Annotated in this window: 12 protein-coding genes and 1 tRNA gene; 7 read left to right on the forward strand and 6 right to left on the reverse strand. The window is 66.3% G+C overall.

Annotated features, from left to right (window positions below; all coding sequences use genetic code 11):
- Nucleotides 1-28: 28 nt before the first annotated feature.
- A tRNA-Ala gene (locus HGB10_01405) sits at nt 29-104 on the reverse strand.
- Nucleotides 105-140: 36 nt separating this feature from the next.
- Nucleotides 141-1,364: a cation:proton antiporter gene (locus tag HGB10_01410; protein NTU70472.1), complete on the reverse strand. Its 1,224-nt coding sequence runs from the start codon at nt 1,362-1,364 to the stop codon at nt 141-143.
- Between the two features lie 347 nt (nt 1,365-1,711).
- Between HGB10_01410 and HGB10_01415 the strand changes: the two genes are divergently transcribed.
- Nucleotides 1,712-3,268, forward strand: a complete 1,557-nt coding sequence (locus tag HGB10_01415; protein NTU70473.1) for an ammonium transporter — start codon at nt 1,712-1,714, stop codon at nt 3,266-3,268.
- The gene (locus HGB10_01420; protein ID NTU70474.1) at nt 3,268-3,606 is read left to right on the forward strand and encodes a P-II family nitrogen regulator; all 339 of its coding nucleotides are present in this window, start codon (nt 3,268-3,270) and stop codon (nt 3,604-3,606) included. Before HGB10_01415 ends, HGB10_01420 begins: the two co-directional genes overlap by 1 nt.
- A gap of 492 nt (nt 3,607-4,098) precedes the next feature.
- Here the strand turns inward: HGB10_01420 and HGB10_01425 are convergent, their stop codons facing one another.
- Nucleotides 4,099-4,323, reverse strand: a complete 225-nt coding sequence (locus HGB10_01425; protein NTU70475.1) for a thioredoxin family protein — start codon at nt 4,321-4,323, stop codon at nt 4,099-4,101.
- Between the two features lie 15 nt (nt 4,324-4,338).
- Nucleotides 4,339-4,794, reverse strand: a complete 456-nt coding sequence (locus HGB10_01430; GenBank protein ID NTU70476.1) for a rhodanese-like domain-containing protein — start codon at nt 4,792-4,794, stop codon at nt 4,339-4,341.
- 173 nt (nt 4,795-4,967) lie between these two features.
- Here HGB10_01430 and HGB10_01435 point away from each other — a divergent pair, with 173 nt between their 5' ends.
- Nucleotides 4,968-13,811: a hypothetical protein gene (locus HGB10_01435; GenBank protein NTU70477.1), complete on the forward strand. Its 8,844-nt coding sequence runs from the start codon at nt 4,968-4,970 to the stop codon at nt 13,809-13,811.
- On the opposite strand, the gene HGB10_01440 is transcribed toward HGB10_01435, so the two are convergent.
- Nucleotides 13,808-14,620 (reverse strand): hypothetical protein, encoded by an 813-nt coding sequence (locus HGB10_01440; protein NTU70478.1) that lies wholly within the window; start codon nt 14,618-14,620, stop codon nt 13,808-13,810. The two genes, HGB10_01435 and HGB10_01440, sit on opposite strands and share 4 nt — an antisense overlap.
- A 157-nt stretch (nt 14,621-14,777) precedes the next feature.
- Here HGB10_01440 and HGB10_01445 point away from each other — a divergent pair, with 157 nt between their 5' ends.
- The 4 genes from HGB10_01445 (at nt 14,778) to HGB10_01460 (ending at nt 19,542) form a co-directional block, all read left to right on the forward strand.
- Complete coding sequence (locus HGB10_01445; protein NTU70479.1) at nt 14,778-16,106, forward strand: NAD(P)-binding protein; 1,329 nt, start codon at nt 14,778-14,780, stop codon at nt 16,104-16,106.
- Nucleotides 16,103-16,861, forward strand: coding sequence for a DUF1365 domain-containing protein (locus tag HGB10_01450; GenBank protein NTU70480.1), 759 nt, complete (start codon nt 16,103-16,105; stop codon nt 16,859-16,861). Before HGB10_01445 ends, HGB10_01450 begins: the two co-directional genes overlap by 4 nt.
- Nucleotide 16,862: 1 nt before the next feature.
- On the forward strand, nt 16,863-18,062 hold the full coding sequence (locus HGB10_01455; GenBank protein NTU70481.1) for a class I SAM-dependent methyltransferase: 1,200 nt from the start codon (nt 16,863-16,865) through the stop codon (nt 18,060-18,062).
- A 193-nt stretch (nt 18,063-18,255) separates the two neighbouring features.
- The gene (locus tag HGB10_01460; protein NTU70482.1) at nt 18,256-19,542 is read left to right on the forward strand and encodes a DEAD/DEAH box helicase; all 1,287 of its coding nucleotides are present in this window, start codon (nt 18,256-18,258) and stop codon (nt 19,540-19,542) included.
- An 80-nt stretch (nt 19,543-19,622) separates the two neighbouring features.
- Here HGB10_01460 and HGB10_01465 read toward each other — a convergent pair whose 3' ends face one another.
- Entirely contained in the window at nt 19,623-22,229 is a 2,607-nt protein-coding gene (locus tag HGB10_01465) for a PAS domain S-box protein (protein ID NTU70483.1), read from the reverse strand.
- Nucleotides 22,230-22,370 lie beyond the last annotated feature (141 nt).

A 22,370-nucleotide genomic window follows, 5' to 3' on the forward strand; every position in this document is an offset into this window, starting at 1 on the left:
AAACACACTCCCTGACCTGCATATTCTTTGGTGGAGACGAAGGGGCTCGAACCCTCGACCCTCGGCTTGCAAAGCCGATGCTCTCCCAGCTGAGCTACGTCCCCGTGCGCGGGAGAGTATATCACCGCTTGCTCTGTCCGCTACTCCTCGTTCACGAGCGCGAGCACGGGCGCCTCGGCGAGGAGCTCGGCCACGGGGTCGATTGGCTCGGTCATCGCCCATGGGAACACGACTGCGAGCAGCGGCGGCACGGCAACGGTGGATGCCACGACCACCATGATGATCATCGCGTAGCTCGTCGAACCGATGACGCCCATCGCCAGGCCGGTCGATGCCACGATCAGCCCGACCTCACCACGCGGAACCATGCCGATGCCGATCGCAAGCATCTTGCGATAGCCCATTCCTGCCGCCCCGAGCCCGCAACCGATGACCTTGGTCGCCAGCGCGATGGCAACGAGCACCAGACCGGGCACGAGCACCTTTGAGTCTGCGAACAGAGACGGCTGCACCTGCATGCCCGTCACGACGAAGAAGTACGGCACGAGCCACTCGTACAGTGGCCGAGTCTGTCTGGTGAGTTCCCAGCGGTCTTCGGTCTCGGCGAACATCATGCCTGCAAAGAACGCACCCACGATGCCGGCCAGCCCGATCGCCTCGGAAAGTGCCGCCATTCCCAGCATCACGATGAGAGCCACCACGAACCCGGCATTGGGGATCTTGAGCTTGTCGAGCCAGTGCGCGTGACGCGAGACCAGTTTGGGCGCGATGAGCAGCTCGAAGCCGACGAACACCACGACCTGACCGATGAGCACCGCCATGTGCGCGATGTCCACACCGCCGCGACTCGACCCCACCACGAGCGACAGCACGAGCATTCCGAGCACGTCGTCGATGACGGCGGCGGCCAGGATGATGCGCGATTCAGTCGCGCTGAGGAACCCACGGTCCGCGAGCACGCGCGCGGTGATACCCACGGAGGTCGCGACGAGCGCGGTGCCGATGAACAACGCCTCGGGCCGTCCGTTGCCCATCGTCATTCCGAACCAGTACCCGCACGCGAGTGGCAGTACGATCCCGACGCTGCCCACCACGAGTGCGCGCCCACCCACCTTGAACAGCTCGCTGGGCCGCGTCTCGAGCCCCACGACGAACATGAGCACGATCACGCCCATCGTCGCGACGGTCGACAGAACCGCTCCCGGCTCCACCCATCCGAGCAGCCCGGGTCCGATGATGATGCCCGCAAGCAGTTCGCCGATGACCGCCGGCTGACGGAGTCGCTCGAACACCTCGCCCATGAGCTTTCCGGCGCCGAAGACGATCAACAGGCTTATAAGGACGCGTGAGGTTTCGGTTTCCATGACTGCCTCCGAGTAGTTCGCGTACGCGTAAGGCTAGTCCCGCCGGGTTTCCCGTCTGTTTCGTAACGCGTACCGGCAGCTTTCGGCGTGTCGAAATCGCGAAACGCATGTTTCACGGCTCGTTGTTCGTACGGAAACTCCCCCGAAATATGGACACCGTAGGGTTGCTCCACGACCGCAATCGGTCTGCTCGGAGAAGCGCAACTCCGAGGTCGCCGTCCAACGACGTACGGCGCTTGTACCCCCCGAGGCGTTCCGCAACCCGCGGATCGTCGCCACCTAAGGAGGTGTGGGCGTTGAAGTCGCTTATGACGCGTCTCTTCGACCCTTCCGCAGTAAAAGGGAGAATGCCTGACATTTTCAGGCGAGCTGCCGTGCGTACGGTGCTTCTTTCGATCGTCGCATTCGTACTTCTGACTGGCCTGGCTCTCGCGGGCGACCCCACCGGTGCTGCCACCGGTGACATCAACGCGATCACCGCTGCCACTCCCGGCGCCCCGACACTCGAAGAAGTCGGTGCGAGTCTCGGCCACCTGACCATCAGCACCAACATGTTCTTCGTTATGGTCGGTGTGTTCTTGATCTTCTTCATGCAGGCGGGCTTCATGCTCGTTGAGACCGGCTTCTGTCGCTCCAAGAACGCGGCGCATGTGGCCATGACGAACTTCATCGTCTTCGGCATCGGTGCCCTTGCGTACTGGGCCGCAGGATTCGCAATCCAGTTCGGGGGCTTCGGCTCCATCGCTCTTCTCGGCGGCGTCGAGCCGCTCGACAAGGTAGTCGCCGCGGCGCCCGGTTGGGGCCTGTTCGCCTACAAGGGCTTCTTCCTCGGCTCGCTGGGTGACGGCACGCTCGACGTCGGCATCTTCGCGTTCTTCCTCTTCCAGCTCGTCTTCATGGACACGGCCGCCACGATCGTCACCGGCGCGATGGCCGAGCGCTGGAAGTTCTCCGCGTTCATCCCGATGGGCGTCTTCATGGCCGTTGTGGTCTACCCGGTCTACGGCATGTGGGTGTGGGGCGGCGGCTGGCTGTCGCAGCTCGGCAACAACCTCGGCCTCGGCCACGGCGCGCTCGACTTCGCCGGCTCATCCGTCGTGCACATGATCGGTGGCTTCTCCGCCCTCGCAGGCGCGATCGTCATCGGCCCTCGTATCGGCAAGTTCAAGAAGGACGGCACCCCCGTCGCCATCCCGGGTCACCACATCCCGATGGCAGTCCTCGGTACCATCATCCTGTTCTTCGGTTGGTTCGGCTTCAACGGCATGTCCACCCTGGCCGCCGGTGACATGCGCTTCTCCGTCATCATCGCCAACACGCTGCTTGCAGGCGCCGCAGGCATGATGACCGCGATGTTCCTGGTGTGGAAGATGTGGGGCAAGCCCGACCCGTCGATGGCTATCAACGGTTCGCTCGCCGGCCTCGTCGCCATCACCGCTCCCTGTGCGTTCGTCGGTCCGTGGGCGTCGGTCGTCATCGGTGGTATCGCCGGTATCTTGGTCGTCTACTCCGTCATCTTCATCGAGCGCAAGCTCAAGATCGATGACCCGGTGGGTGCGTCTTCGGTCCACGGCGTCAACGGCGCGTGGGGCATGATCGCCCTCGGTCTGTTCGCCGATGGCAGCTACGGCGCCGGCTTCAACGGCGTGGCCGAGAACGTGACCGGCCTGTTCTACGGTGACCCGGGCCAGCTCTTCGCCCAGCTCATCGCAGTGGTCGTCGCCGCATCGTGGGCATTCGGCCTGTTCTACCTGTTCTTCAAGGTCCAGAAGGCCGTCATGGGTCTGCGCTCCTCCGAGGCCGATGAGATCTCCGGTCTGGACGCGACCGAGATGGGCGTGCTGGCCTACCCGGACTTCGTGAGCACCAGCCCCGTGACTGATGGCGTCGGAGGTGAGTCGTAATGAAGCGTGTCGAAGCTATCGTTCGCCCGGAGAAGCTCGATGCCGTGAAGGAAGCGGTCGTTGCTCTCGGCCACAAGGGTCTGACGATCACGGAGGTGAAGGGCCACGGAACGCAGGGCGGCATCTCGCAGCACTGGCGTGGCGCCGAGTACGTGATCGACCTGCTCCCCAAGGTCTCGCTCGTCGCGGTCGTCAACGACCACGAGGTCACCGACCTGGTGGCGGCGATCTCCAAGGCCGCGAAGACCGACCGTATCGGAGACGGCAAGATCTTCGTCTCGACGGTCGAAGAGGTCTACCGAGTTCGTACCGGTGAGAGCGGACCGGAGGCACTCTAGCCCTCACGCCTCACCATAGGCACAACGCAAAGGAGCGGGTCCCTTCCAGGGGCCCGCTCCTCGTGTACCGGTGAGGCTCGTATCTGCAGCCTAGCCGGGAAACGTCTTGACCGGGATGGCCTTCGCACCGCCTGAAGCGCCCCTGTGTGGGCTACTCTCGGGGACCTCTTGGCCGATCCTACGTGCTCTTCGGCCTCATCCCCGGCGAATCAACGGCTTATGCCTGATCCCGCTTCGCGTCCGATCTCTACGGTCGCTTCCCCGGAACCTTCATCTGCCATCCCGGTCGTACTGCTCTGTGGTGCTTTCCGTCTGCAGTTTGACCTCCTGACCGGACGGGTGCGGACGCCGAGCAAAGCGTCCTCTCCTAGGAATATACGCCCGCTCGTTACGACTCACACCCCTATTGACCGTCGAAACGACGAACGGCTCCGCATGGGAGCCGTTCGGTATTCATTCGGCGATGAACGCTATGGACTTCCCGATAAGCGTCTAGTTCAGTGCCTCGATCGAGGTCTTCATGTTCTCCTGAGTCATCGCACCGACGATGTTCTTCGACACGATGCCGTTGGAGTTCGCGAACACGAAGGTGGGGACGTACTGCACGCCCATCTTGTTCGCAAGTTCGATCGCGGCCTGATCGGTCTCGACGTTGAGCCTCCGGAACTCCACCTTATCGCTGTACTGCTTCTCTAGCCCCTCGACCAGGGGCTTCATCTCTGCGCAGGTGGGTCAAGAGTTGGTGTAGAACTCGATGAACACGGGCTTGCCAGCGGTCTCGATCGTCTGACTCGAGCTCTCTCCACCGGTCGTGAGCTCACCGGTGTAGGCCTGAATGCCCTCCGCGAAGTGGAGGATGTTGCCAAAGCCCATCGATGTCATCGTATTCACGGCATCCGTGGACCTCGCACCCGTCGCGCAGTACACGACGTAGGTAGCGTTCTTGTCCCAGCTCGCGGCTGCGGTCTGCACCGTCTCGACCGGGACGTTCACCGCTCCGGGGATGTGACCGAGCTGATACTCGCCCGCCGAGCGCACATCGATGACCTGAGCGCCCTTGTCGACCGCGGCAGTCACGCCCGCGGAGTCGACGTTCTTCACACCGCCGCCGCTCGCAGGCTTAAACGCGAGGAACCCGATCCCCACGACCACGGCAGCGACGATTATCCACACAACAGACTTCTTCAACCCGTAACACCTCCAGGGTGGCCAACACGCAATACTATACCCCACGGGGTATCCTGACCGCAACCTCCGACGCTCAAGTCGCAGGTCGGGGATAATCAGAGCAGCCCATCCTCACTACCACTGAGCAAACCACCGACCAAGACGGTGTTTTCCGAGCACCGCAGGAAGCTCACATGCCCGACACCAGCGTCACATCGGCCAATCGCGTGACCAACGACAACGCGCCGCTGCGCGCGGAACTGCTCTCGGCCGAGCGGCTGATGGGTGAGGCTCGGGCCCTCGCCACCGAGCAGGACTCGACCACGGCCGGGCGCATCAAGGCCACGCCACTCATCACTCTGGCCGAAAGCGCGGCTTCATCCCTTTCAGCCGACAATCGGGAACTGTCCCTCGCCGCACGCGATCGGGGCGCCACCCCCCCGGCCGGCGAGTGGCTGCTCGACAACTACTACCTCATCGAAGAGCAGGTTCTGCTGGTTCGCGCGGACCTGCCGTCGCACTACGGCCTGGAACTCCCCCGTCTTGTCGGCGGACGGTTCGCCGACTTCCCGCGCATCTACGAGGCGGTCCTCTCACTAGTAGCGCATACCGACTCCCGCCTCGACGAGGAGTTTCTCACCGGTTTCGTCCATGGCTACCAAGAGGTCGCGCCGCTGACCATCGGCGAAGTGTGGGCGGTACCGATCATGCTGCGAATCGCACTCGTCGAGAACCTCTCTCGGCTTTCGCGCGCAGTCGTTGCGTCGCAGCGTGCCGAGATCGCTGCCGATGAGTGGGCCGAGCGTCTCGTGCTCACCGGGCAGGACGCTCCGGATGAGCTGGGCGCACTGCTCGGACAGCTCGACGCCGCGACTCGGAAGGTGGCGGCGCCGTTCTTCGTGCGGCTCTCACAGCGCCTCGGCGACCTCGAACACGGGGGCGACGCCATCAACGCATGGCTCGAGAGACGGCTCCTTGCCGAGGGGATCGTGCTGGAAGCCGCGTCGGCGCTCGCGCAGCAAGAGCAGGCCGCGAACCAGGTGTCGATCGCGAACTCCATCACCAGCATCCGGCTACTGGATGCGCTCGACTGGCGCGAGTTCTTCGAGAGCGTGTCGCTGGTCGAGGCCGCGCTGCGGCACGATCCGGCTCGCACGTACTCGGCGATGGACTTCGAAAGTCGCGACCGGTATCGACACGCCGTCGAGGAGATCGCTCGTCGCTCCGAATACACCGAGCTGGGCGTCACCGAGGCCCTCATGGAGCTTTCCCGCGCCGCGCTTGCCGTCGACGCGTCTGACGGGCTGCGCGGTCACGTGGGCTGGTGGCTCGTAGACGACGGTCGCCTTGAGCTTGAATCCCAGGTTGGCTATCGCCCTCGCAAGCGCGAGCGGTTCTACCGCAATGCCCTGGTGCGGCAACACGGCCTCTTCTATTGGGGCAACATCATCGTCCTCACGGGCGTGCTGCTCGGGATGCTGACGCTCTACGCCCGAAGTGAGGGTGCGGCGACGTGGCAGGTGGTGGTGCTTGCCGTGCTCGGGGTGGTGCCGTCGGTCGAGATCGCGCTCGTCGTGGTCAATCGGCTCGCGTCGTTGGTGTTCCCCCCGAAGCGTCTGGCGAAGTTGGACTTCCGTAAGCCGGTCGACGAGTCGCATCGCACGCTCGTGGTGGTGCCCGCGTTGTTGTCCTCGGTCGGCTCGACGCGCGAGGTCATCGGGCATCTTGAGATCACGTACCTGTCGAATCGCGACGAGAACCTTGGATTCGCGCTGCTCGGCGACGTGCGGGCGCACTCCGAAGAGGTTCGCGACGACGATGCCGAGATACTTGACGCCGCTCGCAGCGAGATCGAGGCGCTCAATGAGCGCTACGCCGCCGAGCACGGCGTCCGCCCGTTCCACCTGCTCGTGCGCGCGCGGCGCTACAACGCATCCGAGGGTAGCTGGATGGGCTGGGAGCGAAAGCGCGGGGCCCTGCTCGAACTCGTGCGCGACCTGCGCGGCCGACCGGACGTCTCGTTCTCGGTGCGCCTCGGCGACGCCGCATTCCGGCGCTCGTGCGCGTTCGTATTGACGCTCGACGCCGACACGGTGCTGCCGCGCGACGGCGGCAGGCGGCTTGTCTCGGCGATCGCACACCCGCTCAACCGCGCGCGCTGGCGCCCGGGCGACCCACACGTGCGTGAGGGCTACGGGCTCGTGCAGCCGCGCGTGGGGATGACGCTCGAGGGCGCTCACCGCAGCCGCTTCGCAACGCTCTACAGCGGCCCGACCGGCATCGACCCGTACGCGGGTGCCGTCTCCGACACGTATCAGGACGTGTTTGGCGAGGGCTCGTTCACCGGCAAGGGCATCTTCGAGGTCGACGTGTTCGAGGGTGTGCTTGAGGGCAGGTTCGAGGAGAACTCGCTGCTCTCCCACGACCTCGTCGAGGGCTCGTTCCTGCGCACCGCGCTCGCGAGCGACATCGAGGTACTCGACGACTACCCCGCGAACTACCTCGCAGCCGCCTCGCGACTGCATCGTTGGGTGCGCGGCGACTGGCAGACGATTCCGTGGTTGCTCGGCAAGGTGAAGGATGCGCACGGTGCACGGGTCCACAACCCGCTGACCCGGCTGCACCGCTGGAAGATCACCGACAACCTGCGCCGCTCACTGTTCGCGCCGGCAATGCTCGTGCTCGCGGTCGCTGGCTGGTGGCTGCTGCCCGAGGCGAGTCTCTCGTGGCCGCTCATCGTCGCGGCGGTGCTGCTGTTCCCCGCGTACTTCTCGCTGGCCGACTCGATGATCTTCCGGCCCAAGTCGGTCGGGTTCGTGACGACGGCTCCCTCGGTGCTGCGCGACTTCGCGACCGACACGTGGCGCGCAGTGCTGACCGTCGCCGCACTTCCGTACCAGGCATGGCTCATGCTCGACGCGATCGTGCGCGCGCTCTGGCGCATGGGCGTGAGCCACAAGTTGTTGCTCGAGTGGGAGACGGCGGCCGATGCCGAGAAGCGCGCCGGGCGCACGAAGTCGGCGTTCTTCCGAGCGATGGGACCCGCCAACGCTGCAGCGGCGCTCGTCCTCGCCAGCGGTGTGGCCGCACCGATGTTGGCCGTCGCGGACAAGGGCCACGCAGTGCTGATCGCGTGGGAGCGGGCGGGGCTTGCAATCCCGTTCCTCGCCGCATGGCTTGGCGGTCCGCTGCTGACCTGGTGGCTTTCTCAGCCCGAGATCGACGCGTCCCCGGAGGCGCTTCCCGATGGTGGCCGTGGGGCACTGCGGCGCATCGCCCGCAAGACGTGGCGGTTCTTCGACACCTTCGTCGTCGATCGCGGTCACTCGCTCGCGCCCGACAACTATCAGGAGGACCCGGGCGGCGTGGTCGCCTGGCGCACCTCGCCGACGAACATCGGCCTGCAGCTGCTCTCCTTCGTCAACGCCCACGACCTGGGATACGTGACAATCGCCGAGCTTGAGTCGCGCGTTGCATCCACGCTCGCGGCGATGGCCGGACTCGAGCGCTATCGCGGGCACTTCTATAACTGGTACGACATCGAGACCCTCGCGCCCCTTCGCCCGACCTACATCAGCACGGTCGACTCCGGCAACCTCGCGGGGCATCTTCTCGTGCTTCGCGTGGCGTTGCTCGAGGCCACAGAGGCTCCGTTGCTCGGGCCGCAGGTCATCGACGGCGCGCGCGATGCGGTGCTGCTCGCGCTTGAGGACCTCGTCGCCGAGCAGGCCGAGCTGCCCTCCACTCTCGATGCGCACCGCCTGCGCGAGGCGCTCGACTCTCTGTTGCGCACACTCGACGTCGCCGAGCCACCCGGCGACCTCTCCGAGTGGTGGGCGCTCCTCGAGCGTCTCGGCTCTCTCGCCGACGGCGTCGCCGCAGCGCTTGGCCCGATACAGCCGCCACTGCTCGCCGACGGCGAGCCGCACGTCCCCGCGACGCCTGTCGAGCGCCTCGCCGCGTCCGTCGGCGATGCGCTCGACGCAGTGCGCGCCCCGCGCACACTGCTCGGCGCGTACGCGCCGTGGGCGCCGCTCCTCGCGAGCGCACCGGAGTCGCTGCGCAGCGAGCCGGCGCTCGAGCCGCTTGCGGCGCGAGTGCCCAGCCTGGCCGGGCTCGCCGAGGGACTCGACGGCGCGCTTGCGGCCCTCGATGTAGCTGCCGGCGCGCCAGCGCCCGATGTGGCCGAGTGGGCCGCGAGCGTCGCGGCAGGGATTCGCGAGGCCCGGCCAGTCGCCGGCGAGCTGCTCGCGCGGATGCGGCTGTCGACGGAGATCGCGCGCGAGATGTGGGAACACACGGACTTCGGGATGCTCTACGACCCGCATCGGCAGCTGTTCTCGATCGGCTTCAACCTCAACGAAGGCCGCCTCGATGCAAGCTACTACGACCTGCTTGCGAGCGAATGCCGACTCGCGAGCTTCCTCGCGATCGCGAAGGGCGACGTGAGTCAGGAGCACTGGTTCCGTCTCGGCAGGTCGCTCACGAAGGTGCGCGGAGGTCGCGCGCTCGTCTCATGGAGCGCATCGATGTTCGAATACCTGATGCCGTTGCTCGTGATGCGCGATTGGCCGCAGACGCTGCTATCCGAGACCTACGACACCGTTGTCGCCGCGCAGATCGCGTACGGTGACGCGCGTGGCGTGCCGTGGGGGGTCAGCGAGTCGGCGTTCAACGCCAAGGACGCCGAGCTCACCTACCAGTACCAGGCGTTCGGCGTGCCCGGACTTGGCCTGAAGCGAGGCCTTTCAGATGACGTCGTCGTCGCACCGTACGCGTCGATCATCGCGCTGCCCATCGATCCTTCGAGCGTCATCGCGAACTTGAGCGCGTTCTCCTCGGAGGGCGCCGAGGGCCGATTCGGCTACTACGAGGCGCTCGACTACACGCCGGGCCGCGTTCCCGCCGGTCAGCGCCGCGCGGTGGTCGCGAGCTACTTCGCGCACCATCAGGGCATGGCGTTCCTCGCGCTGGGCAACGCGCTGTGCGGCGGCAGGATGCGCGACCGCTTCCACGAGGATCCCGTGGTCGGCTCGGCCGAGCTGCTGCTGCAGGAGCGCGTGCCGCGCCACATCGAGCTCGTCACCCCGCATGCCGAGGAGGTCGAGAACCTGCGCTCGGTCCGAGACCTGCCGCCTCCGGTAGCGCGCACGTACACGACCGCCGACACGATGGTGCCCGCGACGCACTTCCTTTCCAACGGCCGCTACTCGGTCATGGTCACCAACGGCGGTGGCGGCTACTCGCGCTGGAACGGCGTCGCCGTCACCCGCTACCGTGAAGACGTCACTCGCGACTGCTGGGGCACCTTCTTCTACGTACGCGACGTCGAGAGCGGCGAGGTCTTCTCGGCACCGCACAACCCGCACCCCACACGGCCAAAGCGCTACAGCTGCGTGTTCTCGCCCGACAAGGCCGAGTTCAGCCGCCACGACGGCGACCTGGAGACGCACGTCGAAGTGTCGGTCTCTCCCGAGGACGACGTCGAGGTCCGACGACTGACGATCACCAATCACGGCCTCTCCGAGCGCACGCTGGAAGTCACCAGCTACTTCGAGATCGCGCTTGCGCTGCAAGGGTCCGACCAGGCGCACAAGTCGTTCAGCAACCTCTTTGTGGAGACCGACTGGCTGCCCGAGACCAACGCCGTGCTCTTCACCCGTCGCCCACGCAGCGCCCACGAGCAGCGGTTCTGGGGCCTTCACGTGCTCGCCTGCGAGCAGGGCTCGGAGTGCACCGTCACCTACGAGACCGACCGCGCCGCATTCCTCGGCCGCCTCCACGGCGCCGATTCACCGGTTGCAGTCACGCGCGGAGGCGACCTTTCGTGCGGCAGCGGCTCGGTGCTCGACCCGTGCTGCGCGCTGCGCCGCCCGGTCACCGTTCCAGCCGGCGAGAGCGTGCGGCTGACCTTCGCGACGGGGGTCGCGGACTCGCGTGAGATCGCGCTGCGCCTCACCGAGAAGTACGCCGATCCGCGTGGCGCTCAGCGAGCCATCGACCTCGCGTGGACGGCCGCCCAACTCGAACTGCGCGATCTCGGCATCAGCCCGCAAGAGGCGGTCACGCTCGAGCGCCTCGGCTCGCGACTTCTGCTCACCGACCCGTATTCGCCGCTCAAGATCAAGACACCGGTCGAGAACGGGCTGCAGATGTCGGGACTGTGGTCGATCGGCATCAGTGGAGACCTGCCGATCCTCCTCGTACGCGTGGAAGAGATCGAGCACGCTCCCCTCGTGCGACAGGCGATCCTCGCCCACCAGTACTGGCGGCACAAGGGACTCGTCGCCGACCTCGTGGTGCTCAACACCCGGCCCACCGGCTACTCGGACGAACTCGACGACCGGCTGCGCGTGCTCGTGCGCACCGGCCATGCGCTGCAGCTTCTCGACAAGCCCGGCGGCGTCTACCTGCGGCGCATCGACCAGATGCACCCGGACGTCGCGAACCTGCTCGCATCGGTGGCGCGCGCGACACTCGAAGGCGAAGGCGGCTCCATCGAGCTGCAGCTCAACCGCCGCGGAACTGCGCGGCCAGCCCCTGGCGCGCTGCGCTCGGTCCCGCGTAGCGGCAAGGATGGCGTGGCCGACGCCACGTCGGCAACCGACTTCGCGCGGCCCGCGCTCGACTTCGACAATGGCATCGGCGGCTTCGACCCCGCGACCGGCGACTACGTGATCGTGCTCGAAGGCGACGACGTGACGCCGGCTCCGTGGATCGACGTGCTCGCCTCCCCTGGGTTCGGCTGCATGGTGAGCGAGGCCGGCGTGGGCTGCACGTGGGCTCTCAACAGCCACGAGAACCGCATCACCACGTGGAACAACGATCCGGTGAGCGACGGTTCGGGCGAGGCGATCTACATCCGCGATGAGGAGACCGGCGAGTTCTGGAGTCCCACCCCACTTCCCGTCAGAACCCCCGAGCCCTACGTGGTGCGTCACGGCAAAGGTCGCGTGCGCTTCGAGCATGAGACGCACGGCATCGCCCACGAGCTCGACTGGTTCGTGCCCGCCGAGGACCCGGTGCGCGTCTGCCGGCTGCGCCTGACCAACACCGGCGACCGTGCGCGGCAGCTCTCGGCGACGCAGTTCGTTGAGTGGGTGCTCGGCGACTCGCGTTCGCGCGCACAGCAGCTCGCGGTGACGTGGTTCGATGCCGAGACCGACATCCTCACCGCGCACAACCACTTCAACCTCGACTTCCCCGGCCGCTGCGGCTTCCTCGCGACCGATCGGCCGTTGGCTGACTGGACGGCGAGCCGTGGAGAGTTCGTGGGCCGTAACGGTCGGCCGAGCGACCCGGCTGCGATGCACCGCGAGGGGCTCGGCGAAGTGTCGGGGCGCTATCACGACACCTGCGGCGCGCTCCGCTGCCTCATCGACCTCGAGCCGGGACAGACCCGCGAGGTCAGCTTCCTGCTCGGCCAGGCGGCGACGCTCGACGAAGCGCGCACGCTCGTCGCACGCTACCGCGCTCCCGGTGCGATCGAGGGCGCCCTGGACGACGCGCTCGCGTTCTGGCGCGACCTGCTCGGCACCGTACAGGTATCGACGCCCGACCCCAAGCTCGACCTGTTGGTCAACGGCCAGCTGCTCTACCAGGCGACCGCGTGTCGGCTCTGGGGCCGCACCGCCACCTACCAGAGCAGCGGCGCGTACGGCTTCCGCGACCAGTTGCAGGACTCGATGGCGCTCCTGCTCGCACGGCCGGAGCTCGTGCGCGAGCAGATCGTCGAGGCGAGCCGTCACCAGTTCCCCGAGGGTGACGTGTTGCACTGGTGGCAGCCGTTCTCGGGCCGAGGCGTGCGCACGCACATCTCCGATGACCGGCACTGGCTGCCGCTCGTGGTCGCCGAGTACCTCGCGGCCACCGGCGATCACTCCGTACTCGACGAGCGGACCGCCTTCCTCGACGCGCCCCTTCTGGCGCCGGAGGCCGAGGACGCCTACGTCCAGCCCCAAGCGAGCGAGCAGGCTGCGAGCGTCTACGAGCACTGCCTCGCCGCCATCGAGACCGGCCGGCGCGTCGGGCACCACGGGCTGCCGCTTATCGGCGGAGGCGACTGGAACGACGGCATGAACCGCGTCGGACACGGCGGCGCGGGCGAGAGCGTGTGGCTCGCGTGGTTCATCGGCTACGTGATCAGCCGCTTCGCTCCCATCTGCGAGCAGCGCGGCGACACCGATCTGGCGACCGACTACCGCGAGTGGGCGACGCGACTCGCTGCGGCGGCCGAAGAGTCATGGGATGGCGCGTGGTATCGCCGCGCGTACTTCGACGACGGCTCGGCGCTGGGCACCCATACCGACGACGAGTGCCGCATCGACGCCATCGCGCAGGCCTGGGCGACGATCAGCGGACTCGGGGACGCCGACCGCGCTGCCGCGGCGCTCGACAGCGTCGAGGAGAAGCTCATCCGCCGAGAAGACGGGCTGATCGCCCTGCTCGCACCGCCGTTCGATACCACCGAGCGCGACCCCGGCTACATCAAGGGCTACCTGCCGGGGGTGCGCGAGAACGGCGGGCAGTACACGCACGCAGCGCTCTGGGTGGTGCTGGCGTATCTGATGCGGGGTGACGGCGACGAGGCGCACTCCCTGCTGCAACTCATCAATCCGATCGAGCACGCGCTGACGCGCGAGGCCGCCGAGCACTACGTCGTCGAGCCGTACGTGGTCGCCGCCGATGTCTACGGCGCCCCTCCACACACCGGCCGTGGCGGCTGGAGCTGGTACACGGGCTCGGCGAGCTGGTTCTATCGGGTCGCACTCAACTCGCTGCTTGGAATCCGCGTCGAAGCGCAGAACGGCGAGCGCTATCTGGCCATCGACCCGTGCATCCCCAAGCGCTGGCCGGGATTCACGGCTGCTGTACGTGAAGGCTCGACGCTGTACCGGGTGTCCGTCGAGAATCCGCGCGGCGTGAACCGGGGAGTCGAGCGCGTCACAGTGGACGGGACACCGGCCGAGGGCGGACGCTGCCGGCTCGTCGACGACGGCGGCGTGCACGAGGTCACGGTGACTCTGCTCGGCGGCTAACTCGCCTGCCCGGGCGAATGCAGCTCGGCCATGCGTGCGACCCGCTGTTCCTCGGCCAGCGCGGCGGCCGCGCCGGACGCGAACAGGACCACGGCAACCATGAAGCCAAACGTCGGGAGCGAGCCGGGCAGACGCCCACCGTAGGTGGACTCCCGGAACCAGGCGAGGTTCGACAGGACGAACAGCACTACTCCAGCGGCGACTGCGAGCCGCGGGCCCGCAACGTACTCATCGCCCAAGCGAATAGCGACGGCGATCACACACACGGTGGGCGCGAGCATAAGCACGAAGTCGGCCGCCAGATAGGTCAGATGGGTCAGCACCGGCTCGCTCATGCCGCCGAGGTCCGTGATCGCCGGCGACAGGTAGAGCACCCACAGCAGCGCCGCCAACAGCGTGCAGGCCACAAACGCCTCGGTCGCGACCCAGGCGAAATCGACACGATCCATGTATCGCAGAATGCTCACCAGAAGACCCGCCGTGAAGAGCATTGCGGCCAGGCCGTAGAGAGCGTCGCTGAACTGAAGCCCGAACATCCCTGTTGTCGATGACAAGCCTGTGTGCTGAGCAGCATCGCCTGCTGCGGTGAACATGACGCTCGCGCCGATGCATGCCCACGCCACCTGCGCAGGCCCATCGACAATCCTGCGGGCGGCTGCGAGGATAATGAACCCGCACGCCACGCCCATCGCAGTCTCGCCGAATCCGGAGATGGTCGCCGCACCCGACTCGCCGCCCACTTGGAGGAGCGCCGCGGTGTTCACGAGCGCGGCGAATCCAAGTCCGATCACTGCGATCAGGACCGGCATCGCGGAATCTCGCGTTCGAATGGTCCGTGTGCTGTCCAGAACAACCCCAACCCAACCGTCACGACGGTACGCTGCTCGGGTACTACAGTTGGTAGCGTCATTGAGTAGAGTGATTATCTCCATCCAGCCGGAAACAACACACAGGTCGGAGGACTTCTTGAAGATCGCCGTTGTAGGAGCCGGAGTCGCCGGAGTGGGCGCGGCGTGGCTCCTGTCGCCCTCACACACCGTGGACGTCTATGAAGCCGAGGCACGGCTCGGCGGTCATGCCGCCACGCTCGACGTCACCGTGGGCGGCGTGACGTTTCCCGCCGACACAGGCTTTCAGGTCTACAACACGCGCACGTACCCCAACCTGATCCGCTTCTTCGAGGCCCTCGGCATCGAATGGATCGAGACCGACATGTCCTTCTCGGTGCGCGTCGGCTCGGAGAACGTTGAGTGGTCGGGCACCAGCCTCAACACGGTGTTCGCCCAGCGCGGCAACATCGTCAATCCGAAGTTCTTGGCGATGCTCGCCGACATCGTCCGCTTCAGTCACGACGCCGACAGGCTGCTTGCCGACCCCGCCATCGACGACATCACGCTCGCCGAGATGGTCGAGCGCGAGGGCTACTCGGCGACGTTCACCGACTGGTACCTCATCCCCATGGGCTCGGCGATCTGGTCGACGCCGCCGGACCTGCTGCGCGACTACCCCGCAGGCACATTCCTGCGGTTTTGCGACAACCACGGACTGCTCCACATCACAGGCAAGCCGATGTGGCGCAGTGTCGTCGGCGGAAGCCGCACATACGTCGAGGCGGCAGCGAAGTCGTTCTCGGGCTCGGTGTTCGCGGGCGAGCCGGTGCGCTGCGTCGAGCGACTCGCCGGTGGCGGCGCTCGCGTCTCGACCGACGCGGGCTCGCTCGACTACGACGCCGTGATCCTTGCCGCGCACGCTCCCGACTCGCTCGCGATGCTCGGCGACGCATCACCTCTCGAGCGCGAGATTCTTGGCGCGTTTGGGTTCCAGCCCAACGAGATCGCGTTGCACACCGACGAGGCGTTCATGCCCAACTCAACGCGGGCGTGGGCGTCGTGGAACTGGTTCGCCGAGACGACCGAGTGCTCCAAAGACCTGCTCACGCTCACCTACTGGCTCAACAACCTGCAGCAGATGCCCGACGAGGCACCTCAGGTCTTCGAGACGCTCAATCCGCATCAGGAGTACGCGGAGGGCTCGGTGCTCGAGCGCGTGACGTTCGATCACCCCCTGTTCTCGGCAGAAGCGGTCGCGGCCCAGAAGCGACTGCCCGAGATCCAAGGTGAGGGCGGCGTGTGGTACGCGGGCGCCTGGCAGCGCTACGGCTTCCACGAAGATGGGCTCCTCTCGGCGGTCCGTGTCGCCGAGGCGCTCGGCGCGACACTGCCGTGGGGCGATGAACTCGACGAGACCCGCACGAAGGTGCTCGGCGAGCCGGCTCGAAAGTCGCCCCTCCTGTGAACAGCCGACTGTATACCGGCATCGTCGCCCACTCGCGGACGCGCCCCAAAGAGAACGCGTTCGCGTACCGGGCGTACTTCGTCTACGTCGACCTCGATGAGCTCGATGCACTCGACGCCTCGCTCTCCAAGTTCTCGCACAACGGGCGCGCGCTCGTGCGCTTCCGCGACGCCGATCACGGGCCGCGAGACGGATCCCCTCTTCGTCCGTGGATCGACGCGCTGCTCGCCGGGCGCGGCATCGACCTGACCGGTGGAAGCGTGCGCATCCTCGCCTTCCCGCGCGTGCTGGGGTTCGGCTTCTACCCCGTGTCGTTCTGGTACTGCTTCGCAGCCGATGGCACGCCTCGAGCGGTCCTCGCCGAGGTGCAGAACACCTTCGGGGGACACCACAACTACCTGCTCCACAACGACGGAGACGTCTTCGACTGGGACAGCCGCCCCACGGTGGACAAGGTGTTCTCGGTCTCGCCGTTCATCGCGATGGACGCTCGTTACGAGTTCGCAATCTCCAAGCCCGATAATGAGCTCTCGGTCACCATCTCCGATTTCGTGGCCGGTCCCCTGCTGCTGACCGCGAGTCTGCAGCTCAACGCCGAGCCTCTGACCGACGAGGCGCTCAGCCGTGTCGTCCGAAAGTACGGTCCGATGTCGCTGCGGGCGTGGCTGCTGATCCACTGGCAGGCGCTGCACATCGTGGGCAAGGGAATCGCTTACATACCGCCACGACCCGACCCCGAGGAGGAGACGACGTAAGGTGGGAGCCGGCTCGAACAACACGTTGCCCGGAATCGCGCAGTCGGCGCTTGGCCTGGCGCTGTCGCGTCTACGCTACGGTCGCCTGACACTGGTCGCTCCCGGAGGTGCTGAGCGCGTCTTCGAAGGCGCGAAGCCGGGCCCCGACGCGCGGATCGATGTAAGCCGCGATCGCGCTGCATGGCGTGCGATCGTCGACGGCTCGATGGGCCTCGCCGAGGGCTACCTTGCCGGCGACTGGGACACCCCCGATCTCGATGCGGTGCTCTCGCTCGGCGTCGCGAACCTCACGCACAAGCCCGCAGGGGCCCATTCCGCATTCGCCCCGCTGCACCGCGCGTATCACGCGCTACGCGACAACTCGCTTTCCGGCAGCAAGCGCAACATCGAGAGCCACTACGACCTGGGTAACGACTTCTATCGGCTGTGGCTCGATGAGACGATGACATACTCGTCGGCGCTGTTCGAAGCCGACGAAACCTCGTCGAATGCTCTCGTCACGGCGCAGAGGCGCAAGTGGGACCGCATGCTCGAGCTGCTCCAGCCCTCATCGGGCGATCACATCCTCGAGATCGGCTGCGGGTGGGGCGGCTTCGCGATGCACGCCGCGCGCGAAGCCGGCTGCAAGGTCACCGGCGTCACGCTCTCCAACGAGCAGCACGCGTGGGCGACCTCCGCCGCCGAGCAGGCCGGCCTCGACGATCGCGTCGCATTCCGGCTGCAGGACTACCGCGACATCGGCGAGCAGTTCTCGGCGGTCGCATCGATCGAGATGTTCGAGGCCGTCGGCGAGAAGTGGTGGCCCGTGTTCTTCAGCCGACTCGCCGAGCTGACCGGGCCGGGCCGCCCGGTTGCGCTACAGACGATCACCATCGAGGACCACCGCTTCGAGGACTACCGCGACAAGCCCGACTTCGTGCAGCGCTACGTCTTCCCCGGCGGCATGCTCCCCAGCCCCGAGCGCTTCGTCGCCGCAGCCGGTGCCGCCGGGCTTCGTGCGGATGAGCCGCTGTTCTTCGGAGCGAGCTACGCGGCCACACTGGCGGCCTGGCAGGAGCGCTTCGAGGCGGCCGTCCCGGCGGTGCTCGCGCTCGGTTTCGATGAGCGCTTCTTGCGGCTCTGGCGCTACTACCTCGCCTACTGCAGGGCCGGCTTCTCGGGCAAGACCATCGACGTCATGCAGGTCCGACTCGAGGGCTGAGGTAATCCCCGCAGTTCCGTGTGATTTCCCTTTCGGCCCGGATGCGCGTACACTACGCCGGCACGACCGCGCCACGGAGATGTGGCGCGCAATCCCAGACTCGGTTGTCCCTCGCTCCTTTCCTGGCCGTCGGATCAGCTGCGTCTACACACGCAGTGCTGCCGCATCGGCGCACGGAAGAGGAGTTTCACACTTGAGTTTTGACAACCTGGGTCTCGACGCACGCATCCTTGATGCGGTGCGCTCCATGGGCTATGACGCCCCGACCCCCATCCAAGCGCAGGCCATCCCTGCAATCGTTGCCGGCAAAGACATCGTCGGTTGCGCCCAGACCGGTACCGGCAAGACCGCGGCGTTCACGTTGCCGCTGCTTCAGCGCATCCAGGGCGGCGGTAAGTCGCCCCGCGCGCTCATCGTCACCCCCACGCGCGAGCTGTGTGCCCAGATCGAGGACGTCGCACGTCAGGCGTCCAAGTACACCAAGCACCGCGTCATCTCGGTCTATGGTGGCGTCGGCTACCAGCCGCAGGCCAAGGCGCTTCGCCGAGGAGTCGACGTACTCGTCGCGACCCCCGGTCGCCTGCTCGACCTGTGCAACAACCGCGACTGTGACCTTTCGCGCGTCGAGGTCCTCGTGCTCGATGAGGCCGACCGCATGCTCGACATGGGCTTCCTGCCCGACGTGAAGCGCATCCTGGCGTTGCTTCCCAAGAACCGCCAGAACCTGCTGTTCTCGGCGACGATGACTCCTGAAGTCATGCGCGTCGCGGGTGATACGCTGCACGACCCCGTGCACATCGACGTCTCCCCGCCGAGCAAGCCCATCGACAAGATCGCGCAGTCGATCTACCCGGTTGGCCAGCAGCAGAAGATGGACCTGCTCGTCCGACTGATCAGCGACCACCGCCTCGAGCGCGTGCTGGTCTTCACCCGCACCAAGCATCGCGCCGATCGCGTCGCCAAGGTGCTCGATCGCAGCGGCATCTCGGGTGCGGCGATTCACGGCAACCGCTCGCAGGGTCAGCGTCAGCAGGCGCTCGACGGCTTCAAGCGCGGCCGCCATCGCGTGCTCGTCGCCACCGACATCGTCGCCCGCGGCATCGACGTCGACAACATCACGCACGTCATCAACTTCGACCTCCCTAACGTGCCCGAGGACTACGTCCACCGCATCGGCCGCACCGCTCGTGCGGGCAAGAGCGGCACGGCGTTCTCGCTGTTCGCGCCGGAAGAGCACGATCAGCTTCGCGACATCGAGAAGACCATCGACGCGGTCATCGACTCCGAGGACCACGAGGGCTTCCACTACTCGGACGCCCGCATGGTGCCCGACCCCAACCGCAGCGCACAGCCGCAGCGCAAGCAGCCGCAGCAGCGTCAGACTCCCGGCCAGGGCCGCAAGGGCCGTCCGGGCGGTGGCGCACGTCGCCGTCGCATGAACGGTGGCGGCGGAGGCGGCGGGAACACCGCGAGCTCGTAGAGCTCTCGCGCCCGCCTTCACGCTGAAACGATCGATCAACCGAGCGGCCCCTCTCGCATCTGCGGAGGGGCCGCTTCGTGTCAGTTGTCGCCGAGGGTGAACCCCTTGTTGCGGACCACGTCCAAGCAGGCGTCCACGACACCGGCATCGTATCGCGACCCCGAGCCGTCCTCGAGTTCTGCAAGTGCCGCCTCGAGCGTGTGCGCGATCCGGTAGGGCCGGTGCGACGTCATCGCCTCGAGCACGTCAGCGACCATGAGTATCCTGCTTCCGGTCAACAGTTCGTGGGCCAGCAACCCGGAGGGGTAGCCCGTACCATCGCACCGCTCATGATGCTGCAGCACGTACTCCGCGATGGACCCGTTCATGTGAGCCGATGCGATCAGGGAACTACCCGCAGCAGCGTGTCCCTTCACCAACCCGAACTCCAACGCAGTCAGGGGGCCTGGCTTGGCGAGAATCTCGGCGGGGACCGCGACCTTCCCGATGTCGAGCATGAGTGCCGCCATCCGGATATCGGCGATCTCCCTATCGGGCAGCCCGAGCTCATCGGCGATGCGGGTTGCGAGTTCGGCCACCCGTCGCTGATGGCCGGCAGTGTAGGGGTCTCGCATCTCCGATACCCCGCCCACGACGCCGATCATCGAGTTCAGGCTGTTGATCTCTTCCTGCGCGATCTTGAGCTGAGTGATATCGGTCATGACCGACAGGATGTGCGTTGAGTCTTGATCGTGGATCAGTTCCGCCGAGAACAGGCCATCGAGCACCTGGCCGTCCTTTCGCCTCACGTGCGTCTCCAGATCGTTCACGCGCTCGTGCTGGAGGAGTTCGGCGACGGCGCCGTCACGAACGCGCTGGTCGACGAACAGCCCAATCTCGGCGCTGGTCTTCCCGCGAACGTCCTCGTGGCTGTAGCCCAACGTCGTCACAAACGCTTCGTTGACGTCGAGAATCATCCCGTCGCGCGCATCGCTGACCATCATGGGCGCCGGGTTGCTCCGGAACAGTCTGTCGAATCTCTGCAACGCAGCCTGTTCTCGGGATAAGTCCTTCGAGACGCCGAAGATACACCGCTGCCCGTTCCAGCTCCCGAACCAGATGCGTGTCTCGACCGGAACCAGGCGGCCGCGCTTGGTTGCGAGCGGCAACGGACACGCGTCCCGCTCCCCTTTCAACATGTCGCCGAGTATGACCTCCGCCTCGGAACGTCGATCCGGCGGATGCATGTCGAGCACATTGAGCGAACCGAGGTCTGCCTCGGCGTATCCCAACTTGTCGTAGAACGCGGCGTTTGCGTGCAGCAGCGTGCCGTCCTGCGCGCCGACCACGACGATGTCACCGATTGCGCTGAAGAAGTCGCTGAAGTTTCGCTCGCTCTCGCGCACGCTGGCGTCAGCACGCATGCGCTCGATGGTGACCGAGAGGCTGCTCGCCGTCGACCGCAGGAGCCCCACCTCCGCGTCCGCCCACGTGCGTTCCCTGCGACAGGAGTCGAAGCCGATGAACCCCCACAGTCTCCCGTTGGCCTCGATTGGCAGCGCAAGAAGCGAAACGATACCCTGCGGCTCGAGCGCTTCACGCTCCGATGCGGGGAAATCCCTGACGTGACCGGCTACGTAGCCGCCTTCGACGAACGTGTCGTACCACCGCGGCGCCGCCTCATCCCACGGGACGTCCTGCAGGTCCGGGTTGTCGATCTGCGGCGTGACGTCATCGACCGACCACTCGTAGCGCTGGGAGATCGTGCCCCGCACGCTGCCCTCCCCGGGCGTGTGCTCGAAGACGTACACGCGGTCGACGCCGGTCACCACGCCCAGTTCCCGCAGAGCAGCGCCGACATTGGCCGGGGTCAGCTCGGTGTCCGCACTGAGGTGCGAGGTGACCTTCGAGAGGCCGACGAGCAATGCATCCCGAGACCCCAGGGCCTCCTCGGCCAGCTTGCGATCACTGATGTCCCGTGCGAACCCGACCGTGCCGAGCAGTTCGCCAGAGTCATCGAACACGGGGGCCTTGAACGTCTCGTGCCAACGACGCTCCCCGTCTTGAACGACCGGCTCCTCCACGTGCTTCGGCTGTCGGCTGTCGAGGACGACGCGGTCGTCGGCGCGATAGGCCTCGGCTAGATCGGCCGGCCACACGTCGAGGTCGGTCTTGCCGGCGACATCGATGGCCGCCCCGCCCTGGCAGGCGGCTGCGAACGCGCTGTTGACGGTCAGGAATCGGCTATCCGTGTCCTTCAGCCACACAAGAAAGGGGAAGTTGTCGATGAGCGCGCGTAGATACCCCTCGCGCTCCCCCAGAGCGTCTTGCGCCTGACGCAGCTCGGTCACCTCTCGGGCAACGCCCACGATGCCAACGATTCGTCCATTTGCCTCCACCACAGGCGTCTTGACCGTCTCCACGAGTGCGCGGCGGCCGTCGGATGAGTAGGTGATCCACTCCTCGTTCGCGGTGGGACCCCCGGCCGCCATGGCAGCGAGATCGTTGGCTCGGAAGGAGTCGGCTATCTCGGTGTCGACGAAGTCGTAGTCGGTCTTGCCGAACAGCTGCTCGGAGGGAACTCCGAAGAAGTCCGCGAACGCGGGATTACAGCCGAGATACGTGCCTTCGGTGTCCTTGAAGAACACCAGATCCGGAATCGTGTTTAGCATTCGCGTCAGCACGGACTCGGCAGCCTGTGGTTCCATACTCGCCCCTCGCATAGTGAACGGACCGCCCGTTAGGCGGCCTCAAGTCCGAGCGAGAGCGAAGTACCCCAATTACCCCTAACACCTTATGCGAATGAGCGTACGGATGTCTGTGACAGATGCCCGTCGGCCCATCTCGGC

The sequence above is a fragment of the Coriobacteriia bacterium genome (genome assembly GCA_013334745.1).
Classification (GTDB): Bacteria; Actinomycetota; Coriobacteriia; order Anaerosomatales; family JAAXUF01; genus JAAXWY01.